The sequence below is a fragment of the Myxococcus eversor genome (assembly GCF_010894455.1).
GTDB classification, from domain to species: Bacteria; Myxococcota; Myxococcia; order Myxococcales; family Myxococcaceae; genus Myxococcus; species Myxococcus eversor.
In genome coordinates this window covers 417,704-439,575 of the sequence record NZ_JAAIXY010000007.1, presented here as the reverse complement: position 1 = coordinate 439,575, position 21,872 = coordinate 417,704, and the positions used below count along the sequence as shown (strand labels likewise).

Sequence of the window (21,872 nt, the reverse complement as noted above, 5' to 3'; positions counted from 1 at the left end):
CATGTCACTGACGCTCATTTTCGGCCTCTACGTCTTCTTCCTGGCGGCCTTCACGGGCTACCAGGTCATCTCCAAGGTGCCGCACCTCTTGCACACGCCGCTGATGGCCTTCACCAACGCCATCTCTGGAATCTCCCTGGTGGGCTCGCTGCTCGCGGCGGGTGGGCACTACGGGACAGTGTCCACGATGCTCGGCGCGGTGGCGGTGCTGGCGGCCACCATCAACGTCGTGGGCGGCTTCCTCATCACCGACCGCATGCTTCGGATGTTCAAGAAGAAGGGCGGCGCGCGATGACCCTCTCCCTCACCGAGACGTTCGTCCAGTTGCTGTACCTGGGCGCCTCCATCCTCTTCGTGCTCGGCCTGAAGGATTTGGGCGACGCGCAGACGGCCCGGCGGGGCGTGCTGCTCGCGGAGATCGGCATGGTGGCCGCCGTCGCGGGCACGCTGCTGTACGGCGTGGGCGTGACGCAGGTCATCGTGCGGTGGGAGTGGATTGTCGTCGCGCTGCTCATCGGCTCCGCGGTGGGCACGGGCATGGGCTTGTGGATTCCCATGACGAAGATGCCCGAGCGCATCGCGCTCTCGCATGCCTTCGGTGGCCTGGCGGTGGGGCTCGTCGGCGTCGTCGAGTACCTGCAGCACGGCGGCCCCCACATGACGACGCTGCAGATCACCGCCACGGGCCTGGAGGTCGCGCTCGGCGCGTTGACCTTCACCGGAAGCATCATGGCCTTCGGCAAGCTCCAGGGCTTCATCACCGGCCGGCCCGTCACGTACCCGGGGCAGAACCTCTCCAACATGCTGATGATTGTCGGCACGCTGGGGTTGATTGGGCTGCTCGTCTATTCGCCCGACGCGTCGTGGGCCTTCTATTCCGTCGCGGCGCTGGGCGTGCTGCTCGGGGTGTTGCTGGTGCTGCCCATCGGCGGCGCGGACATGCCGGTGGTCATCTGTCTGCTCAACTCGTATGCGGGCCTGGCGGCGGCGGCCACGGGCTTCGCGCTGGGCAACAACGTCCTCATCATCTGCGGCGCGCTGGACGGCTTCTCCGGCTTCCTCCTGGGCATGATGATGTCCAAGGCGATGAACCGCTCGTTCGCCAACGTGCTCTTCGGCGCGTTCGGCGCGGCGCCGGAGGCCAAGGCCGTCACGGAGGGCGCGGCGCCTTCGGGTCCCGCTCCCAACGTGGGCAGCGTGGAGGAGGCCGCCGAGGTGCTGCGCGCGGCCCGCTCCGTCATCGTCGTTCCGGGCTACGGCATGGCCGTGTCGCAGGCGCAGCACGCGGTGCGGGATTTGGCCAATGTCCTCCAGGCCAACGGCTGCGACGTGCGCTACGCCATCCATCCGGTGGCCGGACGGATGCCGGGGCACATGAACGTGCTGCTGGCCGAAGCGAACGTCCCGTATGACCACCTGTTTGATTTGGACGTCATCAACGACGACTTCACCGCCACGGACGTCGCGCTGGTGGTGGGCGCCAACGACGTCGTCAATCCGGCGGCGCGCTCCAACCAGAGCAGCCCCATCTACGGCATGCCCATCCTCTCCGCGGACATGGCGAAGACGTGCGTGGTGCTCAAGCGCTCGCTCAACCCGGGCTTCGCCGGCATCGAGAACGAGCTCTTCGTTCGCTCCAACACAATGATGGTGCTGGGGGACGCGAAGAAGACGCTGATGCAGTTCACCGCCGCCTTGAGGGAATAGAGCGACTCTGACCCAGGCGCGGTTGAAGGCATTTCACCGCACCCGTGTGCTGATGTGCGGAGGTGTGCCGATTCATCCGGAATGGGGATGGAGAATTCCATCCAGCATCCTCATTGAGTGTGGATCCTGGCCACCTTCGCGCAGAGACTCTCCGTTGACGAAATCGCGCATCGGCATTCCATTGAGGGATTCACATGGAGCCGGGGCGGGGCGGAATCAAGGAGCTGGCGAATGGTCGGCGACTCACGGGAAGGAAAGGGCCTGCCGGAGGATGTTCCGGGAGGCACGACGGAGCCTGAAGGCGGAGGCACCCCCGTGTTCGGTGGCGTGTCCGAGGCGGAGCTGGACGTCTTCGTCAGCAAGCTGCGTACGGACAAGAACCCACGGGTGCCGAAGGCGGCGTCGCGCGCTCGCGGCGACGTGCATGGAGAGCGGCTGCACAAGGGCGTGCGTCGCTCGCTCGTGTCGTCCGTGGTGGAAGAGGAGCCCGCACCGACGCCGGTCCCCACCGAGAAGCACGCATGGTTCATCGTGCTGGGCGCCAAGCCCGTGGGGCCCTTTGACGCGGAGGCCCTCAAGGCGCCCTGGGAGCGAGGTGAGCTGGGGCCCGACTCGCTGTGCTGGCGCGTGGGCTTCGAGGCGTGGCTGCCGGTGGGACAGGTTCCGGAGCTGATCCAATCGCTGTCGCCGCTCCCCCTGGCGTTGGAGCTCAGCGCCGCCGTGGACGAGGCGCTGTCGGCCGCCTTCGCCGAGGGGCCCCAGCTGCCCGCGGCCATGACGGCGACCGCGGCGGAGTCCTCGGGCATCCCCGCATGGGCCGTCGAGGCGTCACCTCGGACGGCGTCCAGTGCGCCCGCGGACGTCGTGGGAAAGCACGCGGTGCTCTCGGACGTCACCGGAGTCTCGGAGCAGGTGGAGGCCCGCACTCGCGTGGGTGGCTGGTGGTTCACGCTCGCCGGCGGTGTCGCGGGTGGCGTGACGGTCGCGCTCGTCATGGGTTTGTTCGGCCGCTGGGATGGCGCCTCGGCGCTGCTCGCCCGGATGAATGTCGCGGAGCTCTTCAAGCCCGCGCCGACGGAAGTGGTGGCCGCGCCCGTCGTGGCCGCCGTGAACACGCCTCCTGTCGAAGCCGTGGTCGCCGCGCCCGTGTCCGCCGAGGCCGTGGCGGCGACTTCCGCGCCGCTGGGTGGCGCCGTCGCTCCCGTGACGGTGACGGCGGCTCCACTCCTGCCGACGCCACCGGTGGTCGCCCAGGCCCGTCCTTCGCTCGCGGGTGTCGCCGCGGTGGGGAGGGGTGGAGCGGTACCGGTGCTGGCCGTGGCGGGCGGAGGGCTCGCGACGTCCGTGAGGGCGAGCGCGTCTTCGTCCAGCCAGGACCGGGACGTCGATGCCGCGCCGGGTGTCGGCGCAGTGGTGCCCCGCGTGCCGGAGGTCAAGCTCGCTTCCGGAGCGCGGCCCGTGGCGCCGCCGCCCGTGCCCGCCGTGGAGCCCGCTCGCGCCGTTCCCGCGCCGGCTGGCTCGGATGACGACCTGGGGCTCGACGAGGACTTCGCGCGGGAGCTGTCGGGGCCCGCTGCGGGCTCGCGTTCGCGGGACGAGGCGCCGTCCGTCTACATCCCGCCCGTGGCACCCATCCAGAATCCGCGCGTGTCGCTGGCGCAGTCGGATGTGTTCGAGGTGGTGCTCGCCAACAAGGGTGCGGTCACCGCGTGCGCCGATGTGAAGCCGCGTCCGGTGGACCTGGGGACTCGCGTGGTGGTGCGCTGGTCCATCCTCCCGAGCGGAGAGGTGTCCGAAGTCGTGACCGAGACGGGCTCGTTGCGCGGCACGCCGTTCGCGCGCTGCATCGAGGCCAAGGTCGGCGCCTGGGTCTTCCCCAAGCACCAGGAGCAGGGGGGGCCCGTGCGCTTCCCGTTCGTGTTCTGAGTCCACGTCAGGAGCGCTCATGCCTGCCTACGTCGTCGTCGAAGTCTCGGTGCATGACGTGCAGACCTACGAGCGCTACAAACAACTCGCGCCGCCCTCCATTGCCCACTACGGAGGGCGCTATCTGGTCCGGGGTGGGGCGACCGAAGCGCTGGAGGGCTCGTGGCAGCCGCCGCGCTTCGTCCTGCTGGAGTTCCCCTCCGTCGAGCAGGCTCGCGCGTGGTGGTCCTCTCCCGAGTACGCCGCCGCCAAGGCGCTGCGTCACGTGAGCGCTCACACGATGATGTTGTTGATGGACGGGGTGCCACAGGATGACCGGCGCCCGGTCGCCACGGTGGTCACCACCGTCGAGTCCGTGGCGCCCTGAGCGCGCCTCGAGCGCCCGCCGGGCTCGCACCGAGGTGTCGCGCGAATCGGAGTAGCCTCGCCGCCACGCGCCGGGCTCCCGTGCTCGCATGCCGCGGGCGGTGGTGCCCGGCCGGAACGGGAGCGCCATGTCTTTCGCCGAGCCCCTCTCGCGTCGCGGGCGGTTCGCCTGCGTGCTGCTGTTGTGTCTCCTGACGGCCTGTGACGACGGGGACTCCCCGCCGACGGAGGAGGACGTCCTCGTGCGACTGGCCGCCATTCCGGGCCTCACGGTGCGCGAGGAGCCGGCGGGCACGGAGCTGCCGGGCCATCGCTTCTTCGTCATGGACTTCGAGCAGCCGGTGGACCATGCGCGGCCGGACGGCCAGCGCTTCCGCCAGCGACTGACGCTGCTGCACGTCTCGCACGCGAGTCCCATGGTGCTCTACTCGGGCGGCTACTTCGTCTCCACGGAGCCCTCGCGGCGAGAGCCCACCCAACTGCTCGACGCCAACCAGCTCTCCGTGGAGCACCGCTACTTCGGCCCGAGCCGTCCCGTGCCCACCGACTGGAGCCAGCTCACCATCCGGCAGTCCGCGGACGACTTCCACCGCATCGTCGAGGCCTTCAAGCCGCTGTACCCCACCCGCTGGCTCTCCACCGGTGCGAGCAAGGGCGGCGAGACGATGGTGTTCTTCCGCCGCTTCCATCCCCAGGACGTGGACGCGACGGTGGCCTACGTGGCGCCGCTCGCCCGCTTCGACGATGAGCGGTTCATCACCTTCCAGGAGGCCGTGGGCGAGGCGTCCTGCCGGGAGCGGCTGAAGGCCTTCCAGCGCGAGGCCCTGTCGCGGCGCGAGGCCCTGCTGCCCCTGATGGATGCGAGGGCCCTCCAGCGCGGCCTCACCTTCGAACACCTGGGCCGGGAGCGCGCCTTCGAGCACGCCGTCATCGAGCACTACTTCTACTTCTGGCAGTACGAGGGCCTCTCCCGCTGCGGCACCGTGCCCGCGCCTTCCGTCAGCGACGCCGCGCTCATGGATGAGCTGGACGGGCGCGTGGGGCTCGACTTCTTCTCCGACTCGGACGTGGAGGACTACGGCCCGTATCACTACCAGGCCGCGGTGGAGCTGGGCTTCCCCCGTCCCTTCGAGAGCCACCTGGCGGACCTGCTCCAGTACCCGGGCACCGACGTGCCGGCGCAATACGTCCCGAGCGGGGTGAGCACCGTCTTCCGTCCGGAGGCGATGCCGGACATCCAGCGCTGGGTCGCCACGGAAGGCGAGCGGCTGATGTTCATCTACGGCGGCCATGACCCGTGGACCGCGGCGGCGTTCGAGCTGGGCAATGCTCGCGAGGCCGTGAGCTACACGGTGGCGGGCGGCAATCACGGCGCGCGGATATCCCAGCTGCCGGAGGCCGAACGCAACGAGGCCCGGGAGCTCTTGCGCCAGTGGGTTGGCGTGAGTTCCCGGGCCTCGGGACTGCAATCACAGTCGTGGCGGCTGGAGCCGGAGGGCGAGGAGTTCGGTCCCCGCCCTCGGCACAGCCATCAGCGCTAGTTCACGCCGACGGCGGTCCAGCTCTCCTTGACCTTCGCCACCTCGGCGGAGTCCGCGCCGTACAGGTCCGTGGCCGCGGTGATGGTCGCTGCGCGGGCCTGGGCGAACGTGGTGTTCGGCGTCATGTAGTGGGCCAGGGCGCGGTAGTAGATCTTCAGGCCCTTGTCCATGCCGATGCCGTCCTTCACCTCGAGCTTGGACGTGCTGTTCGTTCCGCCGTTCGCCAGCAGGTAGAAGGCGTTGTTGGCGATGCCGCTGGAGCCGTGGACTTCCGTCTGCTTCGGGTAGTCCTTGTAGTTGTCGATGGAGTACCCGTCCTTCTTCGGGTCGTTCATGTAGCGGAGGCCGTCCTCGCTGTCGCCGTTCGTCGGCGTCCAGGCCGTCTCGCCCACCGTCCAGTTGAACTTCACGTCCGGGTTCTTCGTGGACGCGTACCACTCCACGCCCGCGCCCATGATGTCGCTGAACGCCTCGTTCAGACCACCGGACTCGTTGCGGTAGATGAGGCCGGCGGTGCGCTCCGTCAGGCCGTGGGTGATTTCGTGGCCGGCGATGTCCAGCGCGGTGAGCGGGCCGGACGTCTTGCCGTCGCCGTCGCCGTAGCTCATCTTCGTGCCGTCCCAGAACGCGTTGACGTAGTTGGTGCGCACGTGGACGAAGGAGTTGAGCGCCTCACCCGCGCCGTCGATGGAGTCGCGACCCAGGATGTCCTTGTAGAAGTCGTAGGTCATCTCGGCGCCGTAGTGCGCGTCCACGGCCGCCTTGGTGCGCGGACCGTCGGAGGCCTCGCCCCAGACGTTGTTGTCGTCGGTGAGCTGCGTCTTGCCCGACGCCGTCGTCTTGTTCATCGCGTCGTAGGTGTTCACGCCCTTGCCGCGCGTGCTGTCCTCGAGCGTGTACTTGCCGTCCGCGCCCTTCGTGGTCTCCAGCGCCACCTTGCCGCTGTACAGCGAGGTGTCGTCCACCGTCTTGTTCGTGGGCTCCTCGACGGGGGGCTTGGTCTCCGTCGGGGTGACGCTCACGCTCCACCCGTTCAGGGTGCCCTTGTCCAGCCGGGCCTTGTCCTCGACGGTCAGCGTCCACTCGCCCTTGGCGCTCTCACCGGCGAACGCGCTCAGGTCGAACGAGCCCTTGATGTCGTCCGTGCTGCCGCCCTTGCGGTCGTGCACCACGGCGCTCGTGCCGGAGGGGCTGGTCAGCGTGACCTTCAGGTCGCCCTTGAACGTGTGGGCGATGTCCAGGTCCAGCTTCAGCTTGTCGATGGTCGCGTCCTTGTCGAAGGCGATCTTCGACGTGACGGTGCCCTGGTCGACGATCTCCGCCTTCGTGGTGGACGTCGCGGTGATGGGCTCCGGCGCCGCCGCGCCCTTGGGGGCCGCGCGGTTCGAGCCGTAGAACCCGCCAATCTCGTTGAAGGACTCGAAGATCTTCCCGGTGTTCGCATCCACCAGGTAGTTCATCTTCTGGGGGCGGTCCTGGCCTTCGATCGCCTGCATCTGCACGCGGTACGCGGAGTGGTACTGGCCGGCCTTGTCCTGGTAGATGACCCGCTCGGCGTTCGGCTGCTTATCCGGCTTCAGGCCGAACTCCTTGCGCGCGATGTCGATGGCGGACTGCGTGTTCAGCTTGGGCAGCTCGCGGCCCAGGCCGGCCGGCACCGTGGACTGCTCGCCGGTGACGCCCGTCACCTGGCCGTCCTTGTTCAGGTGGGAGATGATCTGCTCACCGAAGACCTTCACGCCCTCGTGAACGCGGTCCAGGCGGACGTGCGTCATGCCGAGCGCATCGCGCTCGACGTTGGCGGGAACGAACGTGGTGGGCTGGGGCAGCAGCGTCTGCGCGCCCTTCAGGGGGTTGATGTGGTTCAGCGAGGCCTGCACGGCCTGCTGCGCCTCGGGGCTGGTCAGCGCGATGCGGCCAGGACCCGCGGGGGCCTGGGTCAGCGTCTTCTCCGCACGCGCCAGGTCCGTAGGACGCACCGAGGGGCCGAAGCCGTCCTTGGTGGTCAGCGGGGTGGCCGCCTTCGCCGTGTTCTTCGGCTGGGTCTCGGTGGTTGCGGGACGGACGCTGACAGGCTTGGTGTCGACTCGACGGATGGTCATTCGAAGCTCATTGACAGCGGGGGATGCGAGGATTGTCGCGCGGGCGTCACACGGAGTTTCCGATCTGCCTGCTGCGACGCGCCATCCCCGCTTTCTCCGCTAATTTTTGCCAGTGTTTCAGTGATTCCGGCCCTTTTGTGGGACTGGACGTGTGTTTCATTCCTCTGTGGGTGGAACTGTAGCGGGCCGAGGCGGGAGTCCAGGCCGACTCCCTGTCGCGGCGGACGAGAATTATCGGTGAATTATCCCGGCATTTTTCCACCCCTTCAGGGGAGAGGAATGACGGGTTTCCGGGGAGCTGGGGTGGATCAACCCCGGTAGGACGGGGTGTCGGCGCGCTCGTGCTCGGGGACCTGGATGACCTCGGTGTCGGCCAGGTAGTCGTGGATGCAGCGCCGGTCGTCCCGGAAGATGCAGAGCGCGTCGGCAAGGCCAAACACGCACAGCACCTGGTTCAGGAAGCTGGGGAGCAGGTTGCGCAAGAAGATGATGCGCGCGAGTGAAACATGGCTCCCGTCCATCCTCACCACGCGGATGTGGCGCCAGCGCTTGCCCAGGCTCTGTCCGTTCTGCCCGGAGAGGTAGAGCTGCACGAGGCACAGCACGAGGGAGCCGAGGAGTCCGAACAGCACGAAGCCGAACGAGGCGAACTCCTCGTCCGTCGGCTCGGCTGTGAGCGCGAACATGACGAGCCCCGCGACGAAGGGGACGAAGACGACGATGGAGTCCACCAGGTTGGCGAGGAAGCGGTCTTCCCGGGAGGCCTGGGGCGCGGGGGCTCGCACCGCGCAGGCGCCGCAGTAGCGCCGCCCGTCGCGCGCCCACTGCAGGCAGAGGTGGCACGCGAAGGTGCCGCAGCGCTGGCAGGCGGCGCTGGCCACGGTGTCGGGGTGCAGGGCACAGCGGGCGTCGAGCGACGCGCTCGTGGCGGGGTCCAACGAAGACATGGCGACTCCAGGCGGGGCTCAGGGGCCGCCGAAGAACGACACCTCTAGCACTCGGATGAAGAGGTTGCAGGCCGCGTGGAACAGCGCGGCGCCCACGACGGTGCCGGTGCGCTCGCGCATCCATCCGAACAGCAGGGCGGGGAAGAACACGGACAGCCGCCACGCCTGGAAGATGGCCAGGTGGCCCAGGGCGAAGAGCACCGCCGTCACCCAGAAGGCGGGCCCCAGCCGCGCGCCCAGGAACCTGCGGCCCTGGGGCCAGGCGTCACGCAGGCGCGTCTGGAGATAGCCCCGGTAGAAGAACTCCTCGGGCAGCGCCACGACGAAGAGCTGGTCCACCACCCACTCGCCGAAGCGCGGCGGCAGCCGGAGGCGGAAGTGGACCTCGCCTCCCAGTGGCGTGAGGTATCGCGTGAGCGTCTCCGGCAGGTGTGGCAGCAGCTCCGCGAAGCCGGCGAACGCCAGGAAGAAGAGCGGGCCCACCACGGCGGAGAGCACGAGGAACAGGCGCACGTCCTCGCGCCAGGCGCGCATGGACAGGCCGTAGTCGCGGTAGTCCTCGTCGCGCCAGCGCATGGGGATGAGCGGCAGGTAGAGGAAGCCCACCGTCGCCACGAGCTTGGGGACGCTGGTGCCGCCGAAGATGAGGAACGCGGCGATGATGCCCGCGAAGCCCAGGGCCCACAGGCCCATGGCTTCCTGCACGGCGTTGGGACGCCAGGGGGTCGCCACCGTTTGAGTCATGGTTCGTTCGCGGAGGCGAGGGTGAGCTTCACCTCGCCCAGGGGGAGCACCCTGCAGCCGCGCCGGGTGCGCTGCACCACCACCGCCACCACCCGCCCATCCGAGTCGAACAGGGGGCTGCCGGGGGGCAGGGCGAGGGGGACGTCATAGAAGGGGGCCGGCGCGCGCGTGGCCTGGGCGGCCTCCGGCTTCGCGGGACGGTTCCGGGCGCCGGGCACCACGCCCACCACCCAGCGCCCCTCCAGGCTGTCGCCTTCCTTGAGGAGCCGCACGGGCACCGCGGGGTAGGTGCCGTCCGGCGCGGCGACGACGGCGACCTTCAGCGCCACGTTGGCCACGAGCACGCGCGCGGGGAGGGCCTGCCCTTCGTGCTCCACGGTGGCGACGTTGAGGCCCACGTACTCCTGGCCCACGGACTCCATGGAGGTGAGCACCTGTCCGGCGGAGCCCACGAAGACGCCCGGGCCGGCGCTGCGGGGGCCATTGACCGTCACCACCGAGCGGCTGTGCTGCTCCATCACCCGCTGGAGGTCGGCGCGCGAGGGCTTGCCCGGGTCCGCGGAGGAGGCGGGCAGGGTGACGAGGCACAGTGCGAGGGCGAGCGGTGACAGGCGGGACATCGGCGCGCGCCGAACCCTATCACCGCCCGGCGCGCAGCGCGGCGAGGAAGCGTTCCGCCGGCAGGGTGTTCAGCACGTCCTGCTTTCGCGCCCAGCCGCGCCGGGCGGTGGCCACGGCATAGGACAGGTTGCCCAGGTCCTCCTGGCGATGCGCGTCGCAGCTCACCACCAGCTTCACGCCGAGCTGCGTGGCCTTCCGGACGTACTCGGCCTTGATGTCCAGCCGTGCGGGCTTGCCGTTGATCTCCACCGCCACCCCGCGCTTCGCGGCGTGCTCCAGGACGTCCTCCATCCGGAGCGGGTAGGGCTCGCGGCTCTGGAGGAGGCGGCCGGTGGGGTGTCCGAGGATGTGCAGGTGCGGATTGTCCAGCGCGGTGAGCACCCGGCGCGTCATCTGCTCCTCGTCCATGCTGTGCCGCACGTGGATGGAGGCGATGACGACCTCCAACTGCTCCAGCACCTGGTCGTCATAGTCGAGCGCGCCGGACTCCAGGATGTCCACCTCGATGCCCTTGAGCAGCCGCATGCCGGGCACCGCCTCGTTGACGCGGTCGATCTCCTCCCACTGGCGCTTGAGCGCGTCCACCTTGAGCCCGCCCGCGTAGATGGCCGCTTCGCTGTGCTCGGTGATGGTGAGGTACTTCAGCCCCATCGCCTTCGCGGCGCGCGCCATCTCCTCCAGGGAGTTGCGTCCGTCGGACCAGGTGGTGTGCGCATGGACGGCGCCCTGGACGTCCTCCATGGTGACGAGGTCCGTGGGCAGCGTGCCGGCGCGGGCGGCCTCCACCTCGCCGTTGTCCTCGCGCAGCTCCGGCGGCACGAACTGCATGTCGAGCAGCGCGTAGAGCGCCGCCTCGTCCTTCACCGGGAGCTTGGTGCCGTCGTCGCGGTGCACGCCCCACTCGGAGATCTTCATGCCCCGCTCGTGGCCCAGGTTGCGCAGGCGGATGTGGTGGGCCTTGGAGCCGGTGAAGTGGTGGAGGGCGGTGGCGAAGTCCTCGTCCGGCAGCACGCGCAGGTCCACCTGGAGGTCTCCGGCCTCCATGCGCACGGAGCACTTGCTGTCGCCCTTGCCCAGCACGGTGGCCACGCCGGGGGAGGTGGCCAGCGCGTCCAGCACGGGCCCCGCGTCGGGGGCCGAGGCGATGATGTCCACGTCCGACACCGTCTCCGCGCGGCGGCGCACGCTGCCCCCCAGGCTGGCGCGCACCACGCCGGGCGAGGCGCGCACGCGCTCCAGCAGGGCCTCGGCGAGGGGGAGCACGTCCCCCAGGAGCTTGCGCTCGCCGCGAGCGCGCCGGAACAGGGCGATGCCCTCCAGTATCTTCGCCTCGCTCTTCGCCCCGAAGCCCTTGAGCTCGCGCACGCGGCCCTCGCGGCAGGCGGCTTCCAGCTCCTCGACGGAGCCGATGCCCAGCTCCTTCCAGAGCGCGGCCACCTTGCGGGGGCCGATGTCCGGCAGCTTCATCAGCTCCAGCAGGCCCGGGGGGAACTTCGCGCGCAGGTCCTCGAAGTAGGTCATCCGTCCGGTGGTCACCAGCTCGGTGATCTTCTCGGCGAGCGCGGGGCCGATGCCCGGGAGGCTCTCCAGGCGTCCTTCCGAGACGATGGCGCCCAGGTCCTGGGTGAGGCCCAGGATGCGGTCGGCCCCCATGTCGTAGGCGCGGGAGCGGAAGCCATTCTCGCCCTGGAGCTGGAGCAGCAGGGAGATGTCCCGGAGGACCTGGGCAACGGTGGCTTTGTCGACGATGGGAGCGGTCACGGCTGGAGTCACGCGGAGGAAGGTAATGCCCGGGGAACGGGGATGCAGGCCGCTCCTCGTTGTGGGAAAAGGACGGCGATGACGAAGATCAAGCTCGGACCGGCGGACTTCGCCGAAAAGGAAATGCGCGGCTACGAAGTGGGCAAGCGCAACGTCTGCATCGCGAAGATTCACGGCCGATACAAGGGCCTTGATGATTGGTGCAACCACGCGGGCTGCCTGCTGTCCGGAGGTCGCATCGAGGACAACCTCGTCGTCTGCCCGTGTCATGAGGTCGGCTTCGACATGGACACGGGCCGCAACGAGACCTCCCCTGGGGTCTGTGACGACCAGCCGACAGTGACGGTCGAGGTGCAGGATGGCGCCCTCGTCGTCGACCTCCCCGACAATTCCTGAAGCGCCAGGCGCAACGGAGTCCTGACATGGCACACGACGGACACGACCATGACCCCCGTCATGGCGACGGCCACGGGCACGACCACGGCCACGAGCATGACCACGGCCAAGGCGAAGTGCGCACTCATGCACACAAGCACGAGCACGGGCACAGCCATCCTCATGAGCACGAGGACGGGCATACCCACGCGCACGCGCACACCCATGCGCACGAGCACCCCCACACGCACGAGCACGGCCACACGCACGAGCACGGGGGCCATGACCACGGCCACGAGCACGACGGCCACGAGCACGAGCACGGAGGCCACTCGCACGGCCACACGCACGCGCACGGGGGCCATGACCATGCCCACGGGCCTGGCCCATCACCCTCGCATTCTCACGGCCACTCACATGGGGCCACCGAGGGGAACGTTCCTCAGGAGCACAAGTCGCGCGCGCCCGTTCACGTCAGTGCCTTCGTCGTGACGTGCTCGGACAGTCGTGACGCCACGCGTGATGCGAGCGGCAAGGTCCTCCGCGAGGGACTGGAGGCCGCGGGCCACGGCATCGCCGGCTACCTCGTCGTGAAGGACGACCCGGAGGCCATCCGCGCCGCGGTGGCGGAGGCCCGGGCCGCGGGCGCTCGAGCCATCCTCTTCACGGGAGGCACCGGCATCGGCCGGCGCGATACCACCGTGGAGACGCTGCGAGCTTTGTTTGAGAAGGAACTGCCCGGCTTCGGAGAGCTGTTCCGCATGCTGTCATTCCGCCAGATTGGCAGCCCCGCGATGATGTCCCGGGCGACCGCAGGCACGTATCAAGGAATGATAATTTTCGCGCTCCCGGGTTCCCCGCAGGCCGTGCGACTGGCGCTGGACGCGCTCATCCTCCCGGAACTCGGGCACGCGGTGCGGGAACTCACTCGATAATCAACATCCGGGAATTCAGCCGTTTGGCCGTTGATACGGCTTTTCTGTATTGGGGCTGGTTTGAGGATTGACCCGCAGGCAACGTTTACGCAGAGTAGTCAACATTCGCTGCTCTGTCGCGAATAGGTTTGCAGGTCGTCCCCCACAAAGCAGACCTCCCGAAAGAGGAGGAGCCCCATGCACATGAAGCGATTGGCTTCGTTGGTGTTGATGCTCGGTTGTGTCTCGGCGTTCGCGAAGGCGTCGGAGCGAGAGGTGTGGATCACCCTCGGCGCTGACGCCCTGTCGGAGGTGAACGCCGCGTTCATCGTCGCGGGCGCGAAGGTTCCCTCCCTTGCGGGGCAGAAGGGTGACGTCGTCGCCCTCAAGCTGCCCGAGTCGGAAATCGACCGGGTCTCCCGGGTGATGCACGACAAGCTCAACCGCTGCGGCGGCTTCGTCTACCACGACACGGAGGCGGAGGCCCTGGCGGCGGTCGCCGGTGGCGGACAGACGCAGCTCAGCCCGCTGGCGGTGACGTACACGCTGGACAACGGCCCGGTCGTCAACACGCTCCTGGCGAGCATGGCCGAGCCGAACATCCTGGCGAACATCACCCACCTGTCCAGCTACACCACGCGCTACTACACGTCGACCACGGGCGTGCAGGCGGCCAACTGGCTGAAGACGTTGTGGGAAGGTTACGCGGGTCCGCGCGCGCAGGCGGGCGGTGACGTCACCGTCCAGTTGTTCACCCACGCGGCGTGGGCGCAGCCGTCCGTCATCATGACCATCACCGGCACGGTGACGCCGTCGGAGATCGTCGTCCTGGGCGGCCATCTGGACTCCACCAGTTCCTCCAGCGCGGCCCCTGGCGCCGACGACGACGCGTCCGGCATCGCCACCATCTCCGAGGTCATCCGCGTGGCCATGGCCAACGGCTACCAGCCGGCGAAGACGGTGAAGTTCATGGCGTACGCCGCCGAGGAAGTGGGCCTGCGTGGCTCCAAGGAGATCGCCGACTCGCACAAGAACCAGGGCGCCAACGTCATCGGCGCGCTGCAGCTCGACATGACGAACTTCAAGGGCTCCACCATCGACGTCGCGCTGATGACGGACTTCACGAACGCGGCGCAGAACACGTTCATCACCAGCCTCATCTCCACCTACGTGCCGGGCATCCAGGCGGCGAACTCCACGTGCGGCTACGCGTGCTCGGACCACGCCTCGTGGACGAACGCGGGCTTCGCGGCGTCGATTCCCTTCGAGGCGCTGATGGGGCAGCACAACAACCTCATCCACACCTCGGGTGACACGCTGGTGAAGAGCGGCAACAACGCGAACCACGCGCTGAAGTTCGCGAAGGTCGCGGGTGCGTACATGGCGGAGCTGGCCAAGGGCACCGCGTCGGTCTCCGACAGCATTCCCCCCACCGTGGCCGTCACGGCTCCCACCGCCGGTGCCAGCGTCTCCGGCTCCGTCACGCTCTCCGCCAACGCCACGGACAACGTCGGTATCGGCCGCGTGGAGTTCCTGGTGGACGGCAACCTCGTGGGCACCGCCACCACGTCGCCGTACTCGGCCACGTGGAACTCCGCCGCGGTCGCCAACGGCAGCCACGCGGTGACGGCGAGGGCGTACGACCTCATCGGCAACACCACCACCAGCGCCGCCGTCACCGTCACCAGCGCCAACGCCTCCAGCAACGCCATCTACGACACGGTGCTGCGTGTTCCGCGCTGCTCCAACGTGGGCAACGTGTGTGACTCCACCACGCTGCTCAACGGCCGCGCCGGCCTGGGGCCCGAGGCCAACGCCCCCAACACCATCAACAACTCCTGCGCGGACGGCGTCTCCGGCGCGTACCACTCCGACGAGTCGAACGACCGCATCCGCGTGTCCACCGTCAGTGGCAACCCCTTCGCCCCCGGCGAGACGGTTCGTATCGAGGCCACCGCGTGGGTCTTCTCCATCCGTCCGGACAAGCTGGACCTGTACTACACCGCGACCGCCAACAGCCCGGTGTGGACGAAGATCGCCACCATCTCTCCCGTGGCGACGGGGCAGCAGACGCTGACGGCCACGTACACGCTGCCCGCGGGCACGCTGCAGGCCGTGCGCGCTCGCTTCCGTTACAACGGCAGCGCGGCCCCCTGCGGCACCTCGTCGTACGACGACCACGACGACATCGTGTTCGCCGTCAGCCCGTAGTTCCGTAGGATGCCCCCATGCCCCCTTGCCCGTATGGAAGGGGGCGTGGACTCCCGGGACGACGAATCCGGGAAGCGTGGGCGGCGGGCCGCCGTTCCAGGAACATTTGGGAGCCCCGACGTGACACGCCGCGCGAAGTCGAACCCCGGTCTGAGCCCCCGGGCGGCCGAGCACCTGCGCCCCCGGCTCGACGCCTTCCTTGCCTCCACGGATGCCCGGGCCCGCATCGGGTTCGACCCGGTGGAGTTCCCCCACCGTTACACGGACGCTCGCGATATCGAGGTGAGCGCGCTGCTCGCCTGTGCGCTGGCCTATGGGCGCGCGGACCTGTTCCGCCCCAAGGTGGACTCGCTGCTCCAGCGCATGGGCCCATCGCCCGCCGCCTTCGTCCGCGCGCTCGACATCCCTGGTGCGAAGGCGCTGCTGGACGGGTTCGTCTATCGCTTCAACGTGGGGACTGATGTCGCCGTGTTGCTGTTGGGCATGGGGCGCGCCCTGCGGGAGCACGGAGATCTGGAGTCCCTCTTCGTCCAGGGGCTCGCCGCCGAGGGCAGCCTGCACGGCGCGCTGGGGGCCTTCACCACCGCGCTGCGGCGTGTGCCCCTGGAGCCCCTGCGCGCCGCGATGGGACCCGAGCGGGGATTGCACCACCTGTTGCCCTCTCCGCTGGGGCCGGGCGCGGCCAAGCGCTTGAATCTCTTCCTGCGGTGGATGGTGCGGGGCCCGGACGCGGTCGACTTCGGCATCTGGAAGCGGGTGTCGCCCTCGGTCCTGATGATTCCGTTGGACACGCACATCGGCCGCATCGCCGGCCACCTGGGTCTTACGCGCCGGAAGGATTTGACGTGGCGGACCGCGGAAGAGGTGACGGCTTCGTTGCGGGCCTTGGACGCGGAGGACCCGGTCCGCTACGACTTCGCGCTCTGCCACTATGGGATGAGTGGCGCGTGTCCCGCGCAGCCGGTGCCGGAGAACTGCGAGCGCTGTCCGTTGCTGGCGGCCTGCCTCGTGGGGCCGCGTGTGGTGGCGACGGCGACCCGTCGGGTCTCCAGTGCCTCGCGAGCGCGAGGTTCCTCGGTGTCGGGTGGGGAACGGCGTTGACCCTGGGGCGCCGGAGCGCTGCAATCCGGCGGGATGTCTCCGCGTCTTCTCCAGGGTGACATCAAGGCCTCCCCGGGCCGAGGAGTGTGAAGCGGTGCTCGCGACACTGGTGGCGGTGCCCCCGGCGGTGGCGGCTGCGGTGGAGCGCGGCGTGCGCGCGTCGGGCGCGGGACAGTCCTGCCACGTGTTGTGCGTGACGGGAGCCGACGTGATTGCCACGCCGGTCGATGAAGGGCTGCTGGTGACGTTTGACTCCGGTGGCCCGCTGGAGGACGTGCTCGCGGGCGTGCGTCGACTCCACGCGCTCCGGGTCTCCTCGCGCACGCACCTGGTGGTGCTGACGACTCGCGAGGACGTGGAGACCGAGGCGTTGGCGGAGGCTGGCGCCGACGAGTGTGCCGCGTCTCCCGACCGGGGCTGGGGCGCGCGACTGGTGATGCTGCGTCGGCGCCTGGAGACGGAGACGGGCGAGCGGGACCTCCAGGCGCTGCGCCGCACCTGTGAGTTCCTCCGCAGCGCGCTGGACGCGGTGCCGGAGCCGCTCTTCGTGAAGGACCGGCGGCACCGCTGGGTGGCGCTCAACAGCGCCTTCTGCCGCTTCATGGGTCACCCCGCGGAGGCCTTGCTGGGCCGCTCCGACCACGAGTTCGTCCCCGCTCACGAGGCGGACGGCTACTGGCGCGGCGACGAGCAGGTGTTCCACTCCGGTGTCTCCGAAGAGAGCGAGGAGACGCACACGGACCGCACGGGGCTGTCCCGGGTGCTGGTGACGAAGAAGGCCACGTTCAATGGCGCCGGGGAGACGTTCCTGGTGGCCATCATCCGTGACGTCACCGACCGCAAGCGCCTGGAGTCGCAACTGCTGCTCGCGGAGCGGATGGCGTCGGTGGGCACGCTGGCGGCGGGCGTGGCGCACGAAATCAACAACCCCCTGGCCTATGTCAGCTCCAACCTCACGTACGTGAAGGACTTGCTGGCGCAGCCGACGCTGTCCGCGGAGCACTTGCCGGAGCTGCGCGAGGTGGTGGCGGATGCGATTGATGGCGCGGGACGCGTCAATGCCATCGTCCGGGACTTGCGCACCTTCGCTCGCGGGGACGAGGAGCGCCACGGCCCGGTGGATGTGCTGCGCGCGGTGGAGGGCGCGCTGCGGTTGGTGCGCAACGAGCTGACGCATCGGGCCCGAGTGGTGTGCACCCTGGAGCAGGTGCCGCCCATTCATGGCAACGAGGTGCGGCTGGGGCAGGTGGTGCTGAACCTGCTGGTGAACGCGCTCCAGGCGCTGCCCGCGCGCCCCGCCGAGGAGAACCGCGTGCGCGTCAGCCTGCGCACCGGGCGCGCGGGACAGGTGGAGCTGGAGGTCGCCGACAACGGGCTGGGCATGGCGCCGGAGGTGCAGCGCCGCATCTTCGACCCGTTCTTCACCACGCGCTCCGTGGGGGAGGGGACGGGGCTGGGCCTTTCCATCTGTCTGTCGCTGGTGCAGGCGATGGGGGGCCGCATCGAGGTGACCAGCGTGCAGGACTGGGGGAGCACCTTCCGCGTGGTGCTGCCGGCCCTCTCGGTGGGCACGGTCGCCGCGCCCGAGGCGCCGGTGCTCGGCGTGGTGGTGCCGCTGGCGGTGCGCCGCAGGCTGCTGCTCATCGACGACGAGCTGTCCGTGGGCAACTCGGTGAGCCGGCTGGTGCGCGACGTGTATGACGTGCACGCGGTGCAGGACGCGCGCGAGGCGCTGCGACGCCTGTCCACGGGCGAGCGATTCGATGCCATCCTGTGTGACCTGATGATGCCGGGAATGAGCGGAATGGACTTCGTGGTGGAGCTGGAACGACTGGCGCCCGAGCTGGTGCCGCGCACCGGGCTGATGACGGGTGGGGCCTTCACCGCTCAGGCGCGGGAGTTCGTGGGCCGTCACTCGCGGGGGCTCCTGGAGAAGCCCTTCGAGCGCGAGCGGCTGTGCACGTTCGTGGAGCACCTCTTCCCGTGAGGCGAGCCACCTGGCGGAACCTGGGCCTGGGCCTGGCCGTGGTGCTGGTGGGCGTGGTGCTGCTGGGGCTGCACTGGCTGCCAGGCCTGTCGTTTGTCGTCCGAGCCGCGGGGATGGAGGGCTCGGTGCCCGAGGTGGTGGCCCGGTGGCGCAATGGGCCCTATGACGTCAGCGACCTGCGGGTGCCCACCCGGCACGGCGAGGTGCGCGCGCGCCTGTACCGGCCTCACGAGGTGCGAGGGCGCACGGTGGTGCTGACCTCGGGTGTCCATGCCGAGGGCATCGACGAGCCCCGGCTGGTGAAGCTGGCCAAGGACCTGGCGACGGGCGGGCAGACGGTGCTCACGCCCGAGCCGCCGGACCTCCTGCGCTACGAATTCACTCCACGGCTCCCCGACGTCATCGAGGACGCGGCGCTGTGGACCGCTTCGCGCGAGGACCTGGCGCCCGGCGGGAAGGTGGACCTGTTCGGCATCAGCTTCTCGGGAGGGCTCTCCATCGTCGCGGCGGGACGGCCCGCGCTTCGAGACAAGGTCGCCGCCACGCTCTCCTTCGGAGGGCATGGAGACCTGCCCCGGGTGTTGGCCTTCCTGTGCAGTGGGGTGTTGCCGGATGGCTCGCGCCTGGCGCCGCATGACTACGGCGTGGTCATCATCCTGCTCAACGTGGCGGACCGGCTGGTTCCACCCGAGCAGGTGGAGCCGCTGCGCGAGGGCATCCGGACCTTCCTGCGCGCGTCGCACCAGACTCAGAAGGACGGCAAACTGGCGGAGGAGACGTTCGCCCATGCACGGGTGCTGCAGACCCGCATGCCCGAGCCGGCCTCGAAGCTGATGGGGTATGTGAACACGCGGGACGTGGCGGCGCTGGGGCCGCTGCTCCTGCCACTGGTCCAGGGGTTCGCCGCGGACCCGTCGATGTCGCCGGACCGGTCTCCCGCGCCAGCCGCGCCCGTGTATCTGCTCCATGGCGCCGGGGACACGGTGATTCCAGCCATGGAGTCCGTGTTGCTGGCGGAGGCATTGCGCCCCTACACGGAGGTACACCAGCTCTCCACGCCCCTCATCAGCCATGCGGAGGTGGACAAGAAGGCGGGGGCGGCGGACGTGGTCCGGATGGTGGGCTTCTGGTCGGGCCTGCTGGCCGAGTGAACCGGCCCCAGGCCCCGTCCGACTGGGGAGCGAGCCCTCAGGCGTCCTCCACCGGACAGCGCGGTGCGGGCATGGCTACCGGAATGGAACGCCGGATACATTGTCCCGCGTCATGAGCGTCAGTCTCCGTGACGTCCTCACCGGTGAGGACGTGTTCGGCTACATCCATCGGGTTCAGGGTTCCTTCGACTCGCGTCTCTTCCAGCGGATTCTCGGCGCCGCCAATGCGTTCAAGGAGGGCGACGAGGCCCTCGGTATCGCCGCCGCCGACGAGGACTCCCGGGCCAATGCCCGCGCGTTGCTGGCTCGCACGCGGTTGGGCGAGCTGCATTCGCACCCTCCCTTCGAGGACCGGCTCCACGCCTTCATGATGGAAGCGTTGGACGTGGAGCTGCTCCAGCGGCTGGGTGACTGGACGCTGGGACAGCTCAAGTCGTACCTGCTCACGGCCGACGAGGCGGACGTGAAGTCCATCCTGGGCGGCCTGGGCAGCGACGTCATCGCGTGTGTCGTGAAGCTGATGAGCGACGCGGAGCTGAAGGCGGTGGGCTCGCGCATCTTCCATCCGCTGCCGGGCAGCAATCTGGGGGCGAAGGGATATCTGGGCGCGCGGCTCCAGCCGAACTCGCCCACGGACCACCCGGAGGACATCCGCTGGCAGGTGTTCAACGGCTGGTCCTTCGCGGTGGGCGACGTGGTGCTCGGGACGAATCCGGTGTCGTCCGCGCCGGAGTCCGTGGCCGCGGTGGAGTCCGCGCTGCACGACATCCTCGTCACCTTCGGGCTCACGGAGGTGATGCCTCACTGCGTGCTCTCGCACATCGACGTGCAGGCGAAGGTGGAGGCCCTGCGGCCCGGCTCCACGGGCATCTGGTTCCAGAGCCTGGCGGGCAACGAGGCGGCGAACCGCACCTTCGACCTCACGCTCGAGAAGATGTCGGCGCACGCGGCGAGCCGGACGGGGCGCTACGGGCTCTACTTCGAGACGGGGCAGGGCGCGGACGCGACGAACGGGCACCACTTCGGTTGCGACATGCTGGTGCACGAGTCACGCAAGTACGGCTTCGCCCGGGCGTTGAAGGCGCGCGTGGCCCTGGCTCAGCTCGGGGCGGGGCGGACGCAGGCGCCGTGGGTGCATGTGAATGACGTGGCGGGGTTCATCGGTCCGGAGGTGTTCCGCACCCGGGAGCAGCTGGTGCGCTGCTGCCTGGAGGACATCGTCATGGGCAAGCTGCACGGGCTGATGATTGGCCTGGACGTGTGCTCGACGCTGCACATGGACGTGTCGCTGGATGACCTGACCTGGTGTCAGGAGCAGGTGGTGGAGGCCGCGCCGGGCTATCTGATGGCGCTGCCCACGCGCAATGACCCGATGCTCAGCTACCTGACGACGAGCTTCCAGGACCACGTGCGGCTGCGAGAGACGAAGGGGCTGAAGGTCGATGACCGGATGTGGGCCTTCTTCCAGTCGCTCGGCGTCATCGACGAAGCGGGGCGGCCCACCGAGCATTTCGGAGACCCGGCCTGGGTCTATCTGCAGTATCGCCGTCGCAAGGGGGACGTTCGCTCGGACGCGAGCATCCTGGACGAGGCGCGCTCCGAGATGGCGGCGGTGCGTGAGCGGAGCGTGCCGCTGGCCGTGGGGCATGGCGAGACGCCGTGGGAGCTGGAGCCGTCGCTGGAGCGGGAGCTGCGCGCCTTGTACGAGGACGCGAAGGTGGGGCTCTGGTCGGAGCTGACGGACGCGGCGGTGGCTGGGATTCCCGAGGCGGTGATGCTGCGCACGTGCGCGGAGGACCGTCGCGACTACATCCTGCATCCACCGGCGGGGGAGCGGCTGGACGGGGCTTCCGAGCTGGCGGTGCGGATGCTGCGGCTGCGGCACGAGGGGCGCTGGAACGCGCAGATTCTCGTCTCGGACGGCTTGGATGCGCGCTCGCTGATGGACGAGGGGCACCTGTCCCCATTCCTGACGGAGCTGCGGCGTGAGCTGGAGGCGGGAGGGTGGAAGGTGGCGCCGGAGCACCTGGTGCTGAAGCACGGACGCGTGAGGGCCGGCTATCAGGTGGGTGAGCTGTTGTTCGGTGAAGCGGAGGACAGCACGCCGCGAGCGCTCATCCACGTCATCGGCGAGCGCCCGGGCTCCGGGCACCATGCCTTCTCCGCGTATCTCACTGCGCCTGCCGCGAGCACGTGGTGGCGACAGGGCAGGGCGGACCACGACATCACCCGGCTCATCGCGGGCATCTCCAACACGAGCGTGCGTCCGGAGTCAGCGGCGCGAGAAGCGGTAGGCATCCTCGCGGAGCTGACCGCCACGACGCGGCTGCCGCTGCCTTCCAAGGGCGGAGTGACGGAGCTGCGAGCGGTGCCGGAGCTGGCTCATCGCTGATTCGCGATGCTCGCCGCGAGGTGACC

At 69.2% G+C, this 21,872-nt stretch carries 17 protein-coding genes; 12 read left to right on the top strand and 5 right to left on the bottom strand.

The features are described 5' to 3' along the window. Position 1 precedes the first annotated feature (1 nt). From G4D83_RS17230 to G4D83_RS17210, 5 genes are all read left to right on the top strand, one after another. Positions 2-295, top strand: a complete 294-nt coding sequence (locus G4D83_RS17230; protein ID WP_141646315.1) for an NAD(P) transhydrogenase subunit alpha part 2 — start codon at positions 2-4, stop codon at positions 293-295. After that, entirely contained in the window at positions 292-1,707 is a 1,416-nt protein-coding gene (locus tag G4D83_RS17225; RefSeq protein WP_163865844.1) for an NAD(P)(+) transhydrogenase (Re/Si-specific) subunit beta, read from the top strand. Before G4D83_RS17230 ends, G4D83_RS17225 begins: the two co-directional genes overlap by 4 nt. Positions 1,708-1,938: 231 nt before the next feature. Then, the gene (locus tag G4D83_RS17220) at positions 1,939-3,633 is read left to right on the top strand and encodes a GYF domain-containing protein (protein ID WP_163865843.1); all 1,695 of its coding nucleotides are present in this window, start codon (positions 1,939-1,941) and stop codon (positions 3,631-3,633) included. Between the two features lie 19 nt (positions 3,634-3,652). Continuing rightward, positions 3,653-4,000 carry a DUF1330 domain-containing protein gene (locus G4D83_RS17215; protein WP_163865842.1) on the top strand — a complete coding sequence of 116 codons (348 nt, stop codon included), beginning with the start codon at positions 3,653-3,655 and terminating at the stop codon, positions 3,998-4,000. A gap of 127 nt (positions 4,001-4,127) precedes the next feature. Beyond that, on the top strand, positions 4,128-5,540 hold the full coding sequence (locus tag G4D83_RS17210) for a S28 family serine protease (protein ID WP_163865841.1): 1,413 nt from the start codon (positions 4,128-4,130) through the stop codon (positions 5,538-5,540). Here the strand turns inward: G4D83_RS17210 and G4D83_RS17205 are convergent. The 5 genes from G4D83_RS17205 to polX all read right to left on the bottom strand — a co-directional run bounded on the left by G4D83_RS17205 (position 5,537) and on the right by polX (position 11,715). Next, on the bottom strand, positions 5,537-7,642 hold the full coding sequence (locus tag G4D83_RS17205; protein WP_163865840.1) for a M4 family metallopeptidase: 2,106 nt from the start codon (positions 7,640-7,642) through the stop codon (positions 5,537-5,539). The genes G4D83_RS17210 and G4D83_RS17205 overlap by 4 nt on opposite strands. Positions 7,643-7,950: 308 nt before the next feature. After that, positions 7,951-8,589 carry an RDD family protein gene (locus tag G4D83_RS17200; RefSeq protein ID WP_205522651.1) on the bottom strand — a complete coding sequence of 213 codons (639 nt, stop codon included), beginning with the start codon at positions 8,587-8,589 and terminating at the stop codon, positions 7,951-7,953. 18 nt (positions 8,590-8,607) lie between these two features. After that, positions 8,608-9,333, bottom strand: a complete 726-nt coding sequence (mrtX, locus tag G4D83_RS17195; RefSeq protein WP_163865839.1) for a myxosortase MrtX — start codon at positions 9,331-9,333, stop codon at positions 8,608-8,610. Further along, a complete protein-coding gene (locus G4D83_RS17190) occupies positions 9,330-9,953 on the bottom strand; it encodes an MXAN_2756 family trypsin-like serine endoprotease (protein ID WP_163865838.1) in 624 nt (207 codons plus the stop codon). The genes mrtX and G4D83_RS17190 overlap by 4 nt, the downstream gene beginning before the upstream one ends. A 19-nt stretch (positions 9,954-9,972) precedes the next feature. Beyond that, the gene (polX, locus tag G4D83_RS17185) at positions 9,973-11,715 is read right to left on the bottom strand and encodes a DNA polymerase/3'-5' exonuclease PolX (protein WP_163865837.1); all 1,743 of its coding nucleotides are present in this window, start codon (positions 11,713-11,715) and stop codon (positions 9,973-9,975) included. Positions 11,716-11,793: 78 nt separating this feature from the next. Between polX and G4D83_RS17180 the strand changes: the two genes are divergently transcribed. The 7 genes from G4D83_RS17180 to eutB all read left to right on the top strand — a co-directional run bounded on the left by G4D83_RS17180 (position 11,794) and on the right by eutB (position 21,846). Beyond that, a complete protein-coding gene (locus tag G4D83_RS17180; RefSeq protein WP_163865836.1) occupies positions 11,794-12,111 on the top strand; it encodes a Rieske (2Fe-2S) protein in 318 nt (105 codons plus the stop codon). Between the two features lie 467 nt (positions 12,112-12,578). Further along, positions 12,579-13,025, top strand: coding sequence for a MogA/MoaB family molybdenum cofactor biosynthesis protein (locus G4D83_RS17175; protein WP_163865835.1), 447 nt, complete (start codon positions 12,579-12,581; stop codon positions 13,023-13,025). Positions 13,026-13,202: 177 nt separating this feature from the next. After that, entirely contained in the window at positions 13,203-15,215 is a 2,013-nt protein-coding gene (locus G4D83_RS17170) for a M20/M25/M40 family metallo-hydrolase (protein ID WP_163865834.1), read from the top strand. A 120-nt stretch (positions 15,216-15,335) separates the two neighbouring features. Beyond that, complete coding sequence (locus G4D83_RS17165) at positions 15,336-16,316, top strand: TIGR02757 family protein (protein ID WP_240356372.1); 981 nt, start codon at positions 15,336-15,338, stop codon at positions 16,314-16,316. 94 nt (positions 16,317-16,410) lie between these two features. Next, positions 16,411-18,303: a hybrid sensor histidine kinase/response regulator gene (locus tag G4D83_RS17160; protein ID WP_205522650.1), complete on the top strand. Its 1,893-nt coding sequence runs from the start codon at positions 16,411-16,413 to the stop codon at positions 18,301-18,303. Further along, a complete protein-coding gene (locus tag G4D83_RS17155; RefSeq protein WP_163865833.1) occupies positions 18,300-19,454 on the top strand; it encodes a dienelactone hydrolase family protein in 1,155 nt (384 codons plus the stop codon). Before G4D83_RS17160 ends, G4D83_RS17155 begins: the two co-directional genes overlap by 4 nt. A 112-nt stretch (positions 19,455-19,566) precedes the next feature. After that, the gene (gene eutB, locus G4D83_RS17150; RefSeq protein WP_163865832.1) at positions 19,567-21,846 is read left to right on the top strand and encodes an ethanolamine ammonia-lyase subunit EutB; all 2,280 of its coding nucleotides are present in this window, start codon (positions 19,567-19,569) and stop codon (positions 21,844-21,846) included. Positions 21,847-21,872 lie beyond the last annotated feature (26 nt).